We start from the raw sequence: 14186 nt of genomic DNA on the forward strand, positions 1-14186 counted from the left end.
GTGGGCAGAAAGGAGCCGCAATGGAAAGCCTGATTACCTCTCCCCTGTTCTGGTTGCTGGCAAGCATCGGGATCATTCTGACCGGCATTTCAAAATCGGGCTTCGCCGGCGGTGCCGGTGTCGTTGCCGTGCCATTACTGGCCTTGGTGATACCGGTACCGACAGCGGTCTTTCTGATGCTGCCATTACTGCTGGTCATGGATGGGCGCACCATCCAGTACTACTGGCGGCATGCCAATTGGAATGAGCTACGGGCGATACTGCCCGCAGCCATCGCCGGAATCGTCGCCGGTGGATTCCTGTTGGGTGAGCTGCCCGACAAGCTGCTGAAACTGCTGCTGGGTGTCATCTCCATCGTGTTTGCTCTGTGGCAGCGCCTGGCCCCCTGGCTTGGCAGTATGCGCGGCAGTGGTTGGCTATGGGGTAGCATTAGTGGACTGACCAGCACGCTGCTACACGCCGGCGGGCCGCCGATCAATATCTACCTGATCGCCAGAAACTTACCGAAGCTCACCTGGCTGGCCACTGCCGGTATCTTCTTTGGCGCAATGAATGCCCTGAAGGTCGTTCCCTACGTACTGAGCGGGCAATGGCCCCTGTGGCTTCTATGGCTTTCCCTGGCACTGATTCCCATCGCCCTGCTCGGCACCCGCCTGGGCAAGTGGGTTCAGGGGTATATATCGGATCGGCACTTCATGCTCTGCTGTCGCGCCCTGCTACTCTTCTCTGGCCTGTTGCTGGTCGTCCAGTCACTCGTGCAGTATTGGGGTTAGCTAGAGTTACTTAGAGCAACACGGAGGCATCATGTCCAAACTGCCACTTCGTATTGATCTCGTCTCCGACGTGGTCTGCCCCTGGTGTGTTATCGGCTATCTGCGCCTGCAGCGCGCCCTGGCAGACTTTGCCGATAGGTTTGAAGCCTCCGTGCACTGGCACCCCTTCGAGCTGAATCCGCAGATGCCACCAGAGGGCCAGAATCTGCGCGAACACTTGGCGGAAAAGTACGGCACCACACCCCAGCAGAGCATTGAGGCTCGCCAGCGACTGACCGATCTGGGCGCGGACCTGGGCTTCGCGTTCAATTACAGCGATGACATGCGCATGTACAACACCTTCGATGCGCATCAGTTGCTGCACTGGTCACACCCCTATGAAAAACAGACAGCACTCAGCCTGCGGCTGTTCCAGGACTTCTTCGCCGAGCGCAAGGATGTTTCGGATCGCAACGTCCTGGCTGATGCCGCCGAAGCGGTGGGGCTCAATCGCGAGGAGGCGCTTCAGGTGCTGGAGGATCAGGCCTATGCGCAGGATGTACGCGCCCAGGAGCAGCAGATCCTCGCCCAGGGTATTCAGGGCGTACCGCTCTTTATCTTTAATCGCGAGTACGGTATCAGTGGCGCCCAGGAGGTGGAAACCTTCAAACAGCAGCTACAGCAGATTATCGATGAGCCGGATCCGAGTTAACGGTCATTGATCAAGAACGCATTTCAACGGGGGAAAAAGGATATGCCAAGAAATCAACAGCGGTTGCTGGCTACCGTCTTCGTGGCCGCACTGGCCGGCCTCACGGGTTGTGGTGCCGGGGATAGCGACGAAGGGAAAACGGACGGCCTGCAGCAGCCCGCCGACCGCTTCCTTGCCAATCTTGCCACGCTCTGCGGTAAAGCGTTTGCGGGGCGGATCGTGGCCAATGAGCCGCGCACAGACCAGCCGGATGCTTTCGAAGGCAAGACATTGATCATGCACGTGCGAGGCTGTGAGGACCCGACGCGGGAATTAAAAATTCCGTTTCACGTGGGCGAAGATCGCTCCCGCACCTGGGTATTGACCCGCACAGACAGGGGGTTGCGGCTCAAGCACGACCATCGACATAAGGATGGCAGTGAAGATGCCGTTACCATGTATGGAGGTGAGAACACCGGAGCAGGCAGCGATACCCGACAGGAATTCCCGGTGGACGCAGAGTCCATCGCACTTTTCAAACGGGAGGGACTGGACGCATCTGTAGAAAATACCTGGGCGATGGAGATGCATCCCGGCGAGATATTCGCTTACGAGCTGACGCGGCCCAGCGGGCGACGCTTCCGGGTCGAATTCGATTTGAAAAAGGAAACCGACTTGCCCCCGCCTCCCTGGGGCCACTAAACCAGAAGCGGACTCTTACCGGTCATTCACGCTTGGGCAGCTCGTCGTCGATATCGACGATGCGCTGCCCATAATGAAAGTGACTCTTTGACGCCAACTCATCCGGCAGTATTCCCTGATTCTGCCGCCGCACCAATAGCTGAGATACAATGCGCCAATCCATCGCATTGCTATTGAAAACCGTCTCGCCACAGTTTTGACAGAAGAAGCGTTTCATCTTCTTTTGCGGATGCTGAAAAACAGCTATCTGGTCGCTGCCTTTTGTGACCTTCACTTTATCCGACTCCCAGGCGTCCACCGAGTGATAGGGCACCTTGAGAAAATTGCGGCAGTCATCGCAGTGACAAAAGCCACGCACTTTCGGCGGCCCCTCGCACTCGAATTCCACTGCGCCACAGTCACATGCAAGGTGATAGGTTTCGCTCATCCTAAGCTCACGTCCAATTGTTGATCCTTAATCAGTCGAGTGCACTGTCTTTAGTCAGTCCGGTAAACTCTCCAAGAATAGCAGGCATGATTTAGAGTAATAACCAAGTTCGAACTTCTGTTACAGAAGTCAGTCCGATTCTGCGCTTCTCGAATGTTTCACGAAGTAAAGTTCAGCACGCTTCCGCACGATTTCCAGCTCCGGCTCAGAAAGGGGGCGGAAGAAGCAATGGTCATCATCACGGCCTCTAACCGGCCAACGGCGAGCCTCACCGGGAAACTCCACACCGCGAGACAGCGGCACCTGCCAGCGTGAATCAGCATATTCATCAAACCAGGTGCGTGGATTGATGAGACCTGCCCTGGGCGTGATACGCCACAGCTCGACTCCTGCGACATCGCAGGCGACCTTATAGCGCTCAAAACTGAAAACAACCCCGCGGTGACCAGAGCTTTTCAACCCCGGACAATCACAGTCCATCCACTGACCATCGGAGCTCTGATAAACCACGGGACTGCCGGCACCAATGGCAAAATAGGTAAGACCGGCAACCAGTAACACGACCAAGCTCAGCAAGCCCCATCTCCCGATGAACGGAGCGGAGCTGCGGCGGGTATCGGCCGGCACGAATGTCCGACCTCAGGGCTTCAACAGGAAGTCTGCATGGAAACGCAGATGCTGCTCGATAAAGGTGGCGATGAAGTAGTAGCTGTGATCGTAACCCGCGTGGTGCTCAACCTTGAGCGGATATTCGGCAGCCTCAGCGGCGGTTTCCAGCGCGTTGGGCTTCAGCTGCTGCTCGAGGAATTCATCGTTCTCACCCTGGGAAATCAGGATCGGCTGTCGCTCAGTTGTGCGGCTTAACAGCACGGTCGCATCGTATTCCTCCCAGGTCTGGCGCTCCGCACCCAGATAGGCACCGAAGGCCTTCTCTCCCCAGGGACAACTGATGGGATTGCAGATGGGGCTGAATGCAGAAATCGAGCTATAGCGCTCGGGATTACGTAAGCCGATGACCAGCGCACCGTGCCCGCCCATGGAGTGTCCGGAAATGGCACGGCGGTTCGTCACCGGCAACTCGGCCTCTACCAGAGCGGGCAACTCGTCCACAATATAGTCATACATCCGGTAGTGCTGCTTCCACGGCAACTGGGTGGCATTGAGATAGAATCCGGCACCCTGCCCCAGGTCGTAACCTTCGTCATCCGCCACTTCATCACCACGCGGGCTTGTATCCGGGATCACCAGGGCAATGCCCAGCTCTGCCGCCATGCGCTGCGCGCCCGCTTTCTGACTGAAATTTTCGTCGGTGCAGGTAAGCCCGGAGAGCCAGTACAGCACCGGAAACCGCTGCGCCTTGTTTTCCGCTTGCGAGGGCAGGAAAACGGAAAAGCGCATGGTGCAATCGAGGGTTGTCGATTGATGTTCAAAGCGCTGCTGGCGGCCGTCGAATGCTTTGGTTTCACTGATCAGTTTCATGGGTTGTTCTTATTTCCTTCCGGTGCTCAATGTTCAGTGCTGGTCAAAATGGATAACGCTGCGGATACTGCGACCCTGGTGCATCAGGTCGAATGCCTCATTAATATCCTCGAGCGGCATGGTGTGGGTAATAAAGTCGTTCAGGGAAAAGTCCCCAGCCAGGTAACGCTCCACAAAACCCGGCAATTCAGAACGCCCCTTGACGCCACCGAATGCAGTCCCCCGCCACACGCGGCCGGTTACCAGCTGGAAGGGACGGGTACAGATTTCCTGGCCCGCACCGGCCACACCGATAATCACCGACTCACCCCAGCCCTTGTGACAGCACTCCAGCGCCGCACGCATGACTTTCACATTGCCGATGCACTCGAAGGAATAATCTACCCCACCGTCGGTCATCTCAACGATCACTTCCTGGATCGGGCGGTCGTGATCCTGCGGATTGACACACTCAGTGGCACCGAGTTTTTTCGCCAGCTCGAATTTATCAGGATTGACATCGACGCCGATAATCCGCTTCGCCCCCGCTTTAGCAGCGCCGATCACCGCCGACAGACCAATACCGCCGAGGCCGAAAATCGCCACGGTTGATCCCTTTTCCACCTTCGCCGTATTGGTCACCGCACCCATGCCGGTCGTGACCCCACAACCCAGCAGGCATACTTCCTTCAGCGACGCCTTGGGGTTGACCTTGGCCACGGAAATTTCCGGCAGCACTGTGTATTCGGAAAAGGTAGAGGTCCCCATGTAGTGGTAAATGGGTTTGCCGTCGATGGAGAAACGGGTGGTACCGTCTGGCATCACGCCCTTGCCCTGGGTCTCACGGATTTTCTGGCACAGGTTGGTCTTGCCGGACTTGCAGAACTTGCACTCGCCACACTCGGGCGTATACAGCGGAATTACATGATCCCCTACCTGTACGCTGGTAACCCCTTCCCCGACGGACTCGACAATACCGCCGCCCTCGTGGCCGAGGATCGCGGGGAAGATACCTTCCGGGTCTTCCCCGGAGAGAGTGAACGCATCGGTGTGGCAGACCCCGGAGGCGATGAGCTTGACCCGCACCTCACCCTTTTTCGGTGGTGCGACCTCGACTTCCTCGATGGACAGTGGCTTGCCGGCTTTCCAGGCCACCGCGGCCTTGCACTTGATCGGAGTGATGCTCATTGATTCCCTCGCTTGTACAGTGATTCCCGGCAGCACCGACAATCTTCACTGCCAGGCGCCACCAATTCCAGTCACCATGATACGCGGCTTCATTGATGAGAGATGGGGATTGGCGCGCAAAGCGACTTCAAATTGCCGCGTGATAGGGAGTTAACGGGCAAGAGGACTCAGGCGTCCCGCTGCTGCTTGCGCCACTGCAGAGGGGAAACGCCGTGTACGGTGCGGAAGGCCTTGGAGAAAGCGCTGATATCGGTGTAACCGAGCGTGGCAGACAGCAGGTTGATATCAATACTGGAGGCACGCAGGTGCCAGCGGGCAGTCTCCATGCGCGCCTCCTGCAGGAGCTGTTTGAAGGAAGTCCGCTCTTCCGCCAGGCGCCGCTGCAGCGTACGCCCCGGCATCTCGAGCAGACCTGCCACCTGTGCCAACGTATGGCGCTGGGCACCCAGTGTCTGCAGGATCAGGGCCTTCACCTGGGCGGCAACACTGTGGCGGTATTTTTCCAGCAACTGGCGGGTGAACTCCTCGAAGTAGAGGCGCAGACTGGTGCTCGGCGCACAGAGGGTGCGCTCCAGTAATCCGGCATCGAAGATCAGCGCGTCGCATTCCCGCCCGAAGTGCACATCCGCGTTGAAAAACTCCCGATAGCGTTCCTGGGGTGACAGGGCCTCCTGGCGGAAGTGGACTTCCCGGGGGCGGATATCCTGCCCGGCCAGGTCCTGGACCAGCCGGTAACACGCCCCGACAGACAGCTCCCGGTACTGGATCGCCGCCACCGGCTCCACGAAGTGGTCGAAGCGCTGGGCCAGCAGGGCATCCCCCTGCTCGTGGATACGCCAGAACTCTGCCTGGTTGTGCAGGGCCATGTAGCGCTGGGAGCTTTCCAGGGCGGTGCGCAGGTTGACGGTGCCCATCAACAGCTGCCCCAACACCCCCAGGATCCGCACCCCCTGCATATCGGCCAGGCGCAGACCGAAATCCGCACAGCGCAGTCGATCCGCACACAGGTCCAGCAGCTCCGACAGCGTGGCGATAGGAATCAGCAAGTCCGGGCGGCGCATGCAGTCAGCGGGCAGGCCAACCTCCGCCAGCAACTCGGCGGGATCGCCACCCAGACGAGGCACCAGCAGGTTGAACCCGGCCAGGGCACCACTGCGGATCTCATATACCGGCTTCACAACCGCAGCCTATGATGCTGAGCGCCCACCCACTTCCTCCGAGGTCAGCCAGACTTCTTGACGAACTTGGTCAGGATCACGATGCGCTGACCATTGACCCGGCCCTCGATGTGCTCCGGGTTGTCGGTCAGGCTGATCCCCCGTACCGCCGTGCCGCGCTTGGCCACCAGGCTGGAGCCCTTCACATCCAGGTCCTTGATCACGGTAACCGTATCACCGGCCTGCAGCACCACGCCGTTGCAGTCGCGGTGTACGACCTCTTCACCTTCAGATGCCAGCGGCGCCGCTTGGGCCCATTCGCTCAGGTCCTCGTCCAGGTAGAGCATGTCCAGCAGGTCTTGGGCCCAGGTCTCACCAGACAGCCGCTTCAGCAGGCGCCAGGCCGCCACCTGCACTGCTGGCACCGGGCTCCACATAGTGTCCGACAGGCAGCGCCAGTGGTTGCTATCCAGCGCCTCGCCACCGGAAAGCTGCAGGCTGCAGGTCGGGCAGAGCAGCAGATCCGCATTCGTCCGCCCCTCTGAGCCGGGCAGTGCGTAGGGCCCGAGGCCAGCCTGTGCTCCGCAAAGTTCACAGCGACCGCCGCTGCGCTCCATCAATTCCCGATCCGTGCTCATCTGCATGTCTCCCGGGTGAAACCCACCCTGCCTGAAACCCGCGCAAAATAGGGATTGCCTCGGGCCAGATTGAAAAAAGCGCGCATTATGCGCCTGCTGGCATTGTCTGCCAACGGCAGTCCGGGCGCTATACTGCTTGAGGCGCCCTGCGCCAACCCGATAGGATCAGCGAGACCGCATGGAAGCAATCCCGCGCCCGCCTGCCCTAAAGTGGCTGCTCCCATTCATTCCAGTATTGACGCTTTTACTGGGAGGCTGCCTCGGGCCGGTCCATTTTCCCCAGCCACCGCCAAGACCGGAGAGCCTGCACCAGCTGGGCCCATCAGACTCTGAGCTGGCTCAGGTGGTGGATCGCCTCACCGCCGCACGACCGGGCCAGACCGGTGTTTATCCTGTGACCACAGCGCAGGATGCCCTGGCAGTGAGATTGTCAGCCATCCGCGCAGCGCGACGCTCCATTGATATCCAGTACTTTATTTTCCGCCGCGATGAGAGTGGTCGCCTCCTGACGCACGAACTCATCGACGCCGCCGACCGCGGGGTGCGTGTCCGTTTTCTTCTCGATGATTTCACCACTGGTGACAGCATCTCCCTGCTCGCAGCCCTGGACCAGCACCCCAATATTGAAGTGCGGCTGTTCAACCCATTCCCAAAGCGCAGTACCCGGGCGATCGAGTTGTTTGCAGATTTCTGCAGGCTGCAACGACGCATGCACAACAAGGCGTTCACCATAGATGGGCGGGTGACCTTTATCGGTGGGCGCAACCTGAGCGATAAATACTTTGGCATCGACAACCAGATCGTCTTTCACGACCTGGACATGGTCACCATCGGTGCCGCGCTACCAGCCATCAACCGTCAGTTTGATGTCTACTGGAACAGTCCCTACAGCTTTTCCCTGCGGCCGGTGGTTTCCGGTAGCCTGTACCGCAACCACCGTGCTGAACTCTATTCTGAGCTGAAAGAATCTGCTCACCGGTTGCTCTCCAGCGACTATGGAAAGGGCCTGCAGCAGTCGCCGCTGATCCCCGCACTGAGCAGCGATGACCATCTCTGGTACTGGGGTACGGCAGAGGTGCTGGTGGACCCACCGCAGAAAATCGTTGCGCCCACAGGAGGCAGGGCTCTCTATGCCAGCGATCAGCTGATGCGCGCCATCACCGGTGCTCAGCACCGGCTCATTATCATCTCGCCGTACATGCTGCCGGGGCCCTACTACTTTGAAGCATTACTCGCCGCTGCGGCCCGGGGAGTGGAAATTCACCTGCTCACCAACTCCCTGGGCTCTTCGGACCTGGTGCTCGTGCACGGACCCTACCATAAGTACCGGCTTCCGATGCTGCGTGCAGGTATCCGACTCTACGAGATGTCCGGCTCACTGGATTTCGACAACAACCACTGGCATGAGGACTCCCGCTCCCTGTTGCATGCCAAGCTCTTTGCTGTGGATGAACACATCGTTTACGCCGGCTCTTTTAATTTTGACCAGCGCTCTCTCTACCTGAATACCGAACTTGGGCTACTGCTGGATTCACCATCGCTGGCCGGCAAGATCACCGAGAACTTCATTGCCAACATCCAGGCGAATGCCCTAACCCTGAACCTTCGCGAAGGGAAAATCGTCTGGCAGGATTCGACGGGACAAATCTTTCATCGCGATCCGGGCGCCACAGCACTACAGCGCCTGGGCTCGAAGATAAGCAGCTGGCTGCCGATAGAGCACCTGCTTTAACCGCTTGCTATCCAAAAACGTTGATCATCAACGACAAACCACCCTGCTGCTCGATGCAACAAGGGTGGTCAGGGGTTGTGTGATGTCAGTGATGCGCAGAAACTGCAGAAGCAAATTCACCGGAAAGATTGTGATTCACTGAATGGGAAATATCGCCCATGCTGAGAATCCCGACCATACGCTTGTCGCTGTTCATGACCGGCATTCGACGCAGCTGTTCCAACTCCATCTTGCTCAGCGCGGCTTCCATGTCATCGTCTTCCCAAACCCACTCGATACCCTCGGTCATCACGTCTCGGGCACACATCGAGGAAAGGTCGCTCTCCGAAGCAACCGCACGGATGGCAATATCGCGGTCGGTCACCATTCCGATCAGACGGTCATTTTCACCCACCGGCACTGAACCGATGTCTTCATCCCGCAAAATCTGCGCAACTTCACTCAGCGGGGTATCCGGGCTGACCCAGGTACACCCCTGGTGCATGGCTTCACCTACTCTCATGGCGGGCCTCCTGAACTAATCAAATCCAATACAAATGCACTCTAGGGTGCGGTCGACACGCCGGCGAACCTCATGTCCCGTCAGTGAATCTCGATACGCTGGGTACGTGGCTGGCTCACCTCACGTTTCGGCGCTTTCAAAGTCAGTACACCATCCTTGAAGCTCGCATCGATATCGCTCTCGCTCACGTCAGCACCCAGATTGAAACTGCGCATATACTTGCCGTAACGGCGCTCCTGGCGGATAACTCGCCCCTCTTTCTCTTCCTTCTCCTCCCTGTGTACTTCGGCTTCCAGTGTCAGCACTCCGTCTTCCAGGGTGACATTGATATCGTCCTTGCTCACACCCGGGAGTTCCGCGCTGATTTCGTAGCTGTCCTTGGTCTCCCGCACATCGATCTTCGGCGAGAAGAACCCCTCTTTGGACTCGCCACTCATGCGTGAGGGGGAGAGCATCTGCTCAAACATATTGTCGAGATCAAGTAATGATCCCCTCGGTATCAGGCTCATAGTGCTCACCTCATGACTATTCAGCTTGGTAATTTGACCTGTGCAGTCCCGCCGGCACATACCCGCCGGGTCTGCTTTTCACTCCGGATTTTAGTGATCAGCATCCGCCTCCGAAGCGCCGTTCCTTTCCTTCGACACGCCCTGTTAATAGCTCCCGGTTTTAAAAAAGCGGGTTGCCCGCTTACCCGGCTCGACTGACCGGATTCCCTGCAATCGTCACACAAGAAACCGGTAGTCAGATGGCGGCGACCTCCTCCGGTGAGCGCCACCCGATCGCACTAGAATGAATCTGTAACATTGAGGAGGTTTCACCATGGCCAAAGCCTGGGTATTAGTCGCCAATCACACCGACGCCCGCATGTTCGAGGCGGAGCACCGTGCCAGTGCCCTCAAGGAGCTGGACGTACTGCATTATCCGGAAGGTCGAATGAAAGGCCGGGAACTGCTCGCAGATGCGCCCGGGCGTGTTTTCGACCGCTTCGGACACGCCTCACGCGGCATGGGCAACATGGGAGACCTGCGGCGTGACGGCGGCGAGAAGTTCGCGCGGGAAATCGCCCACGCGCTAGAGAGAGGTCGTGAGGAGGGCAAGTTCGAGAACCTGTATATCGTCGCGGAACCAAAGATGGTCGGTCCCCTGCGCAACGCGCTGTCCGCCACCACCCGCGCCGCGATCGCCGGTGAGACCGGCAAAAACCTGGTACACAGTGAGCCCGACGAAATCCGCAAGCAATTGCCTGATTTCCTCTAAGGTTCCCGTCCAGGTCGTCAATCTAACACCGGCCGCCCATGCGGCCGGTGGCTTGTTAGAAGAGGAAGAGGTTAAACCTGCCCACCTTGGGCTGGAAAAGCATATCCGATACCATTGGGTCACTTTTGAGCTAGGGAACAGGCCATGCTGCGACTCTTCGAAATCATTCGGGGCGCCCTGCGCGAGCAGACCATCGAGGAAACGATGAGCCGGCAACAGCTGTCGGAGGCGGTCTGGATCGATCTGCAGGAGCCCGAGGAAGACGAGCGCGACCTGCTCGAACAGCTACTGCGGACAGAGCTGCCGGAGACCGAGGACGTAGAGGAGATCGAAGCCTCGGCACGCTACTTCATCGACTCCGCCGGCGTGCATATTCACTCCCTGTTCCTGACCCAGAGCGAGGGCCGCCACGACACCACCACGGTGGCATTTATCCTCCAGCCCCAGCGCCTGATCACCGTCCGCGATACCGACCTGGCCGATTTCCGTCTGCTGCGGATGCGGGCCCGTCGCCGGCAGGTGGAAGCCCACAGCGCTCAGGAACTGACGGTGCAGGTCTTCGAGCAGAAAGTCGAGAACCTGGCCGATGCGCTGGAAGATGTCCACTTGAAGCTCGGTGAAGTGAGCTATCTGGTGCTGGAAGACGAATCGGCGGAACTAGAAGATGCCATCGATTACCTGGCCAAGCTTGAGGACAGCACCGGTAAGGTCCAGCTGTGCCTGATGGATACCCGGCGTTCGATTACCTTCCTGCAGCGGCATATCCACATTGATGGCGAGCTGCAGGAAAGCTTTCGCGACATCACTCGCGATATCGATACCCTGATGGCCCACACCGGGTTTGTATTCAACAAGATCAACTTCCTGATGGACTCCACCCAGGGCTTCATCAACATCGAGCAGAACCAGATCATCAAGATCTTCTCCATCGCGGCGGTGGTCTTCCTGCCGCCGACCATGGTGGCGAGCATCTATGGCATGAATTTCGACTTCATGCCGGAACTGGAGTGGGTGGGCGGGTATCCGTTTGCCCTGTTCCTAATGCTGCTGGCCGGCATCGCGCCCTACGCCTACTTCAAGAAGAAGGGCTGGCTCTGAGTCAGCGCTTTGGGCCGGTGGCCCGCTCCGAGCTGCTAATATTGAGAGACGCAGACAGATAAATTCTCGCCGCCGGTCTCGCCGCAGTGGAGCGCTTTCATGGGCACTGCCGTCAATAAACCTTTCCATCTCAGACAATGGCTCAGCGTACAGCAAGCCGTAAACCATCTTAGCGCCGTGGCGGAAGAGCCCTTTACCAGTGCCGACCTGGCGGATCTCGCCGAAAGTCACCAACTCAACCTCTACTGGTATCGGCCCGGCCAACAGGTCGCCTATCTGGATCGCCCGGCGGTACTGGAGTTGAGTCGCCCGCTGCGTCTCTGCGCCGAAAACCCCAGCGACTGGAAAGCCATCGTGGGCATCCTTCGCCATCGCCCGGCCCTGCCAGCCTATGAACAGGACACGCCGCTACTCGAGGACGAAGACGGCAACCGCCTGCGTATCAGCTTCGACCACCGCCGGCGCCCGGAACCATTCAGCGGCCGCTGGTATCCCAGCCTGGCGGAGCTGGCAGTCAGGCGCAGTGAAATCGAGCAGCTCGAACCCAGCCTGTTTTCCGCCACCGAACAAGAGCACGCGCTGGAAAAGCAGCAACTCCTCAATGTGATCTGGGAACTGGAGAAGCTGGCGCTCGATGGTGAGCACCATTCCACCGGCTGGCTTGCGGAGCAGATTGCCAGCCGCTCCAGTAGCCTGGACCGCCAATCCCTCGAGCGGATTCTGAGCGACGCCGAGCGGGAAGGCACCCGCGGCAGCCCGCACTAATCACCCCACACCCACTGCCAATCCGGTCACCCGAGCAACCTGCGAAATTATCGACAGGTTCATTCGGCTTTTTTCGCTTTTACCGAACCCCGGAATTTTTATAATCACACACTCCCGGCGACCATACCGGGGTTCGGTGAATAATTTTTAAGCGGAAGCGTTTATCGTGGCAGCAAAGAACAGCGAAACCTCATACGGCTGGGTGGCGATCGCCTTTCATTGGCTGATGGTGCCGGCGGTCATCGGGCTCTTTGCCCTCGGCTGGTGGATGCGGCAACTGTCCTACTACGATCCCTGGTACCGTCAGGGCCCGGAACTGCACAAGGCCATCGGCATCCTGCTGCTGATCACCCTGCTTCTGCGGATGGGATGGAAGCTCCTCAACACTGCGCCCGCCGATGTGCCCGGCACCCCCCGCTGGCAGGCCGTAGCGGCGCGCTTCGCCCACGGCGGCATCTACCTGCTGCTGCTGGCGATCATGACTTCCGGCTACCTGATTTCCACCGCCGATGGCCGGACCATCGATGTGTTTGGCCTGTTCAGCGTGCCGGCCTCAATCCAGGGCCTGCCCAACCAGGAGGACATTGCCGGCGAGATCCACGAAATACTGGCATGGACGCTGATGGGGCTCGTTGCCCTACACGCCCTCGCCGCCCTGAAACATCACTTTATCGATCGCGATGCCACACTACTGCGCATGCTTGGCCGTACCAGCAATCCAGTGCAGGACAACGCGAGTAAACAAATTTCGACCCGAAATCTGAGCACCTCAAAATAAAGGAGCACTATCCATGAAGAAACTGGCTATTTTCCTGTTTGCCTCACTGCTGGGCGCCACGGCGCAGGCAGCCGAGTATGTCATCGACACCAAGGGCGCCCACGCCTTTATCCAGTTCCGCATCAAGCACCTGGGTTACAGCTGGCTCTACGGCCGTTTCGATGATTTCAATGGTTCTTTCCAGTATGACGAGAGCAAGCCGGAAGCTTCCTCGATCAATGTGAATATCGATGTGAACAGCCTCGACAGCAACCACGCCGAGCGCGACAAGCACCTGCGCGGCGAAGACTTCCTGTTTGTCGAGAAATACCCCACCGCCACATTCAAAAGCACTAGCTATGAGCCGGCCGGCGACGGCAAGGGCAAGCTGACTGGTGACCTGACCCTGCGCGGTGTGACCAAGCCGATCACCATCGACGTCACCCACGTTGGTGGCGGCAAGGATCCCTGGGGCGGCTTCCGTCAGGGTTTCACCGGTTCCACCGAGTTCAAGCTGAAGGACTTCGGCATCGACTACGACCTGGGTCCGGCTTCACAGACCGTGGAGATGATCCTGGACGTGGAAGGTATTCGTAAGTAATACCTTTCTCACATCCCTCACAGGATGGAAAAGCCCGGCAATTGCCGGGCTTTTTTGTTTCGAACGTCACTAGGGAGAACTTTTTGATCCGGAGAGCCCGCAACTCGAGAAGCCCAGAGGAACATTTAGTTGATGGGCGGAAAAGCATCGGGCGCGAGCATCTCGAAACGCTGTGAATACATCCCTGGACCCAATGCACTCGCTTCGCTCGCGGGGCCGGCCCTAAGCTCCGTCGGCGACGTCCCTGTCGCCGACGGTTCAAGATGCTCGCGCCCGATACTTTTCCTTAAGCTCTGGCCTGATTCCATTTGCAGAGCAAACTAGATAAATACGGTCAACGGAGAAATGAGGCCAAGGGTTAAGGCGGAGTGTCAGGGGGGTGTTTTCGAAACTGTCGGCGCCAGGGACGGCGCCGACAGAGCTACAGGGAAGTACTCGTGCGGTTTCGAAAACACCCC

The 14186-nt window shown here is 58.6% G+C and carries 17 protein-coding genes; 9 read left to right on the forward strand and 8 right to left on the reverse strand.

Going from position 1 to position 14186, the window contains the following annotated elements:
- The first annotated feature begins 20 nt into the window (after positions 1–20).
- The 3 genes from AUP74_RS01300 to AUP74_RS01310 are packed head-to-tail and all read left to right on the forward strand — an operon-like array spanning position 21 to position 2145.
- Complete coding sequence (locus AUP74_RS01300; RefSeq protein ID WP_158514521.1) at positions 21–773, forward strand: sulfite exporter TauE/SafE family protein; 753 nt, start codon at positions 21–23, stop codon at positions 771–773.
- A 31-nt stretch (positions 774–804) separates the two neighbouring features.
- Entirely contained in the window at positions 805–1464 is a 660-nt protein-coding gene (locus tag AUP74_RS01305; RefSeq protein ID WP_069945971.1) for a DsbA family oxidoreductase, read from the forward strand.
- Between the two features lie 42 nt (positions 1465–1506).
- Complete coding sequence (locus AUP74_RS01310) at positions 1507–2145, forward strand: hypothetical protein (protein WP_069945972.1); 639 nt, start codon at positions 1507–1509, stop codon at positions 2143–2145.
- A 22-nt stretch (positions 2146–2167) separates the two neighbouring features.
- Here the strand turns inward: AUP74_RS01310 and AUP74_RS01315 are convergent, their stop codons facing one another.
- The 6 genes from AUP74_RS01315 to AUP74_RS01340 form a co-directional block, all read right to left on the reverse strand.
- Complete coding sequence (locus AUP74_RS01315) at positions 2168–2572, reverse strand: GFA family protein (RefSeq protein ID WP_069945973.1); 405 nt, start codon at positions 2570–2572, stop codon at positions 2168–2170.
- Positions 2573–2701: 129 nt separating this feature from the next.
- On the reverse strand, positions 2702–3133 hold the full coding sequence (locus AUP74_RS01320) for a hypothetical protein (protein WP_145924284.1): 432 nt from the start codon (positions 3131–3133) through the stop codon (positions 2702–2704).
- A 78-nt stretch (positions 3134–3211) separates the two neighbouring features.
- Positions 3212–4051: an S-formylglutathione hydrolase gene (fghA, locus tag AUP74_RS01325; protein WP_069945975.1), complete on the reverse strand. Its 840-nt coding sequence runs from the start codon at positions 4049–4051 to the stop codon at positions 3212–3214.
- Between the two features lie 33 nt (positions 4052–4084).
- Positions 4085–5218: an S-(hydroxymethyl)glutathione dehydrogenase/class III alcohol dehydrogenase gene (locus tag AUP74_RS01330; protein WP_069945976.1), complete on the reverse strand. Its 1134-nt coding sequence runs from the start codon at positions 5216–5218 to the stop codon at positions 4085–4087.
- A 167-nt stretch (positions 5219–5385) separates the two neighbouring features.
- Positions 5386–6396, reverse strand: coding sequence for an AraC family transcriptional regulator (locus tag AUP74_RS01335; RefSeq protein ID WP_069945977.1), 1011 nt, complete (start codon positions 6394–6396; stop codon positions 5386–5388).
- Positions 6397–6440: 44 nt separating this feature from the next.
- Positions 6441–7013, reverse strand: a complete 573-nt coding sequence (locus AUP74_RS01340; RefSeq protein WP_069945978.1) for a PhnA domain-containing protein — start codon at positions 7011–7013, stop codon at positions 6441–6443.
- 178 nt (positions 7014–7191) lie between these two features.
- Here AUP74_RS01340 and AUP74_RS01345 point away from each other — a divergent pair, with 178 nt between their 5' ends.
- A complete protein-coding gene (locus AUP74_RS01345; protein WP_069945979.1) occupies positions 7192–8745 on the forward strand; it encodes a phospholipase D-like domain-containing protein in 1554 nt (517 codons plus the stop codon).
- Positions 8746–8830: 85 nt separating this feature from the next.
- Here the strand turns inward: AUP74_RS01345 and AUP74_RS01350 are convergent, their stop codons facing one another.
- Both AUP74_RS01350 and AUP74_RS01355 read right to left on the reverse strand, forming a co-directional pair.
- Positions 8831–9247: a CBS domain-containing protein gene (locus AUP74_RS01350; protein WP_069945980.1), complete on the reverse strand. Its 417-nt coding sequence runs from the start codon at positions 9245–9247 to the stop codon at positions 8831–8833.
- Between the two features lie 80 nt (positions 9248–9327).
- Positions 9328–9756: an Hsp20/alpha crystallin family protein gene (locus tag AUP74_RS01355; RefSeq protein ID WP_069948628.1), complete on the reverse strand. Its 429-nt coding sequence runs from the start codon at positions 9754–9756 to the stop codon at positions 9328–9330.
- A 313-nt stretch (positions 9757–10069) separates the two neighbouring features.
- On the opposite strand from AUP74_RS01355, the gene AUP74_RS01360 reads away from it, so the two are divergent.
- From AUP74_RS01360 to AUP74_RS01380, 5 genes are all read left to right on the forward strand, one after another.
- Positions 10070–10507 (forward strand): host attachment protein, encoded by a 438-nt coding sequence (locus tag AUP74_RS01360; protein ID WP_069945981.1) that lies wholly within the window; start codon positions 10070–10072, stop codon positions 10505–10507.
- Between the two features lie 144 nt (positions 10508–10651).
- Positions 10652–11605, forward strand: coding sequence for a magnesium/cobalt transporter CorA (corA, locus tag AUP74_RS01365; protein ID WP_069945982.1), 954 nt, complete (start codon positions 10652–10654; stop codon positions 11603–11605).
- Between the two features lie 99 nt (positions 11606–11704).
- Positions 11705–12370: a hypothetical protein gene (locus AUP74_RS01370; RefSeq protein ID WP_069945983.1), complete on the forward strand. Its 666-nt coding sequence runs from the start codon at positions 11705–11707 to the stop codon at positions 12368–12370.
- Between the two features lie 166 nt (positions 12371–12536).
- Positions 12537–13148: a cytochrome b gene (locus tag AUP74_RS01375; protein WP_083260748.1), complete on the forward strand. Its 612-nt coding sequence runs from the start codon at positions 12537–12539 to the stop codon at positions 13146–13148.
- A 13-nt stretch (positions 13149–13161) separates the two neighbouring features.
- On the forward strand, positions 13162–13728 hold the full coding sequence (locus tag AUP74_RS01380; protein ID WP_069945984.1) for a YceI family protein: 567 nt from the start codon (positions 13162–13164) through the stop codon (positions 13726–13728).
- The last annotated feature ends 458 nt before the right edge of the window (positions 13729–14186 follow it).

It is taken from the genome of Microbulbifer aggregans, from assembly GCF_001750105.1.
Classification (GTDB): Bacteria; Pseudomonadota; Gammaproteobacteria; order Pseudomonadales; family Cellvibrionaceae; genus Microbulbifer; species Microbulbifer aggregans.

What these genes read in the sequence shown, in the direction of transcription:
- AUP74_RS01300 (WP_158514521.1), top strand. Translation starts at nt 21, where the DNA reads ATGGAAAGCCTGATTACCTCTCCCCTGTTCTGGTTGCTGGCAAGCATC.
- AUP74_RS01305 (WP_069945971.1), top strand. Translation starts at nt 805, where the DNA reads ATGTCCAAACTGCCACTTCGTATTGATCTCGTCTCCGACGTGGTCTGC.
- AUP74_RS01310 (WP_069945972.1), top strand. Translation starts at nt 1,507, where the DNA reads ATGCCAAGAAATCAACAGCGGTTGCTGGCTACCGTCTTCGTGGCCGCA.
- AUP74_RS01315 (WP_069945973.1), bottom strand. Translation starts at nt 2,572, where the DNA reads ATGAGCGAAACCTATCACCTTGCATGTGACTGTGGCGCAGTGGAATTC.
- fghA (WP_069945975.1), bottom strand. Translation starts at nt 4,051, where the DNA reads ATGAAACTGATCAGTGAAACCAAAGCATTCGACGGCCGCCAGCAGCGC.
- AUP74_RS01330 (WP_069945976.1), bottom strand. Translation starts at nt 5,218, where the DNA reads ATGAGCATCACTCCGATCAAGTGCAAGGCCGCGGTGGCCTGGAAAGCC.
- AUP74_RS01340 (WP_069945978.1), bottom strand. Translation starts at nt 7,013, where the DNA reads ATGAGCACGGATCGGGAATTGATGGAGCGCAGCGGCGGTCGCTGTGAA.
- AUP74_RS01345 (WP_069945979.1), top strand. Translation starts at nt 7,192, where the DNA reads ATGGAAGCAATCCCGCGCCCGCCTGCCCTAAAGTGGCTGCTCCCATTC.
- AUP74_RS01350 (WP_069945980.1), bottom strand. Translation starts at nt 9,247, where the DNA reads ATGAGAGTAGGTGAAGCCATGCACCAGGGGTGTACCTGGGTCAGCCCG.
- AUP74_RS01355 (WP_069948628.1), bottom strand. Translation starts at nt 9,756, where the DNA reads ATGAGCCTGATACCGAGGGGATCATTACTTGATCTCGACAATATGTTT.
- AUP74_RS01360 (WP_069945981.1), top strand. Translation starts at nt 10,070, where the DNA reads ATGGCCAAAGCCTGGGTATTAGTCGCCAATCACACCGACGCCCGCATG.
- corA (WP_069945982.1), top strand. Translation starts at nt 10,652, where the DNA reads ATGCTGCGACTCTTCGAAATCATTCGGGGCGCCCTGCGCGAGCAGACC.
- AUP74_RS01370 (WP_069945983.1), top strand. Translation starts at nt 11,705, where the DNA reads ATGGGCACTGCCGTCAATAAACCTTTCCATCTCAGACAATGGCTCAGC.
- AUP74_RS01380 (WP_069945984.1), top strand. Translation starts at nt 13,162, where the DNA reads ATGAAGAAACTGGCTATTTTCCTGTTTGCCTCACTGCTGGGCGCCACG.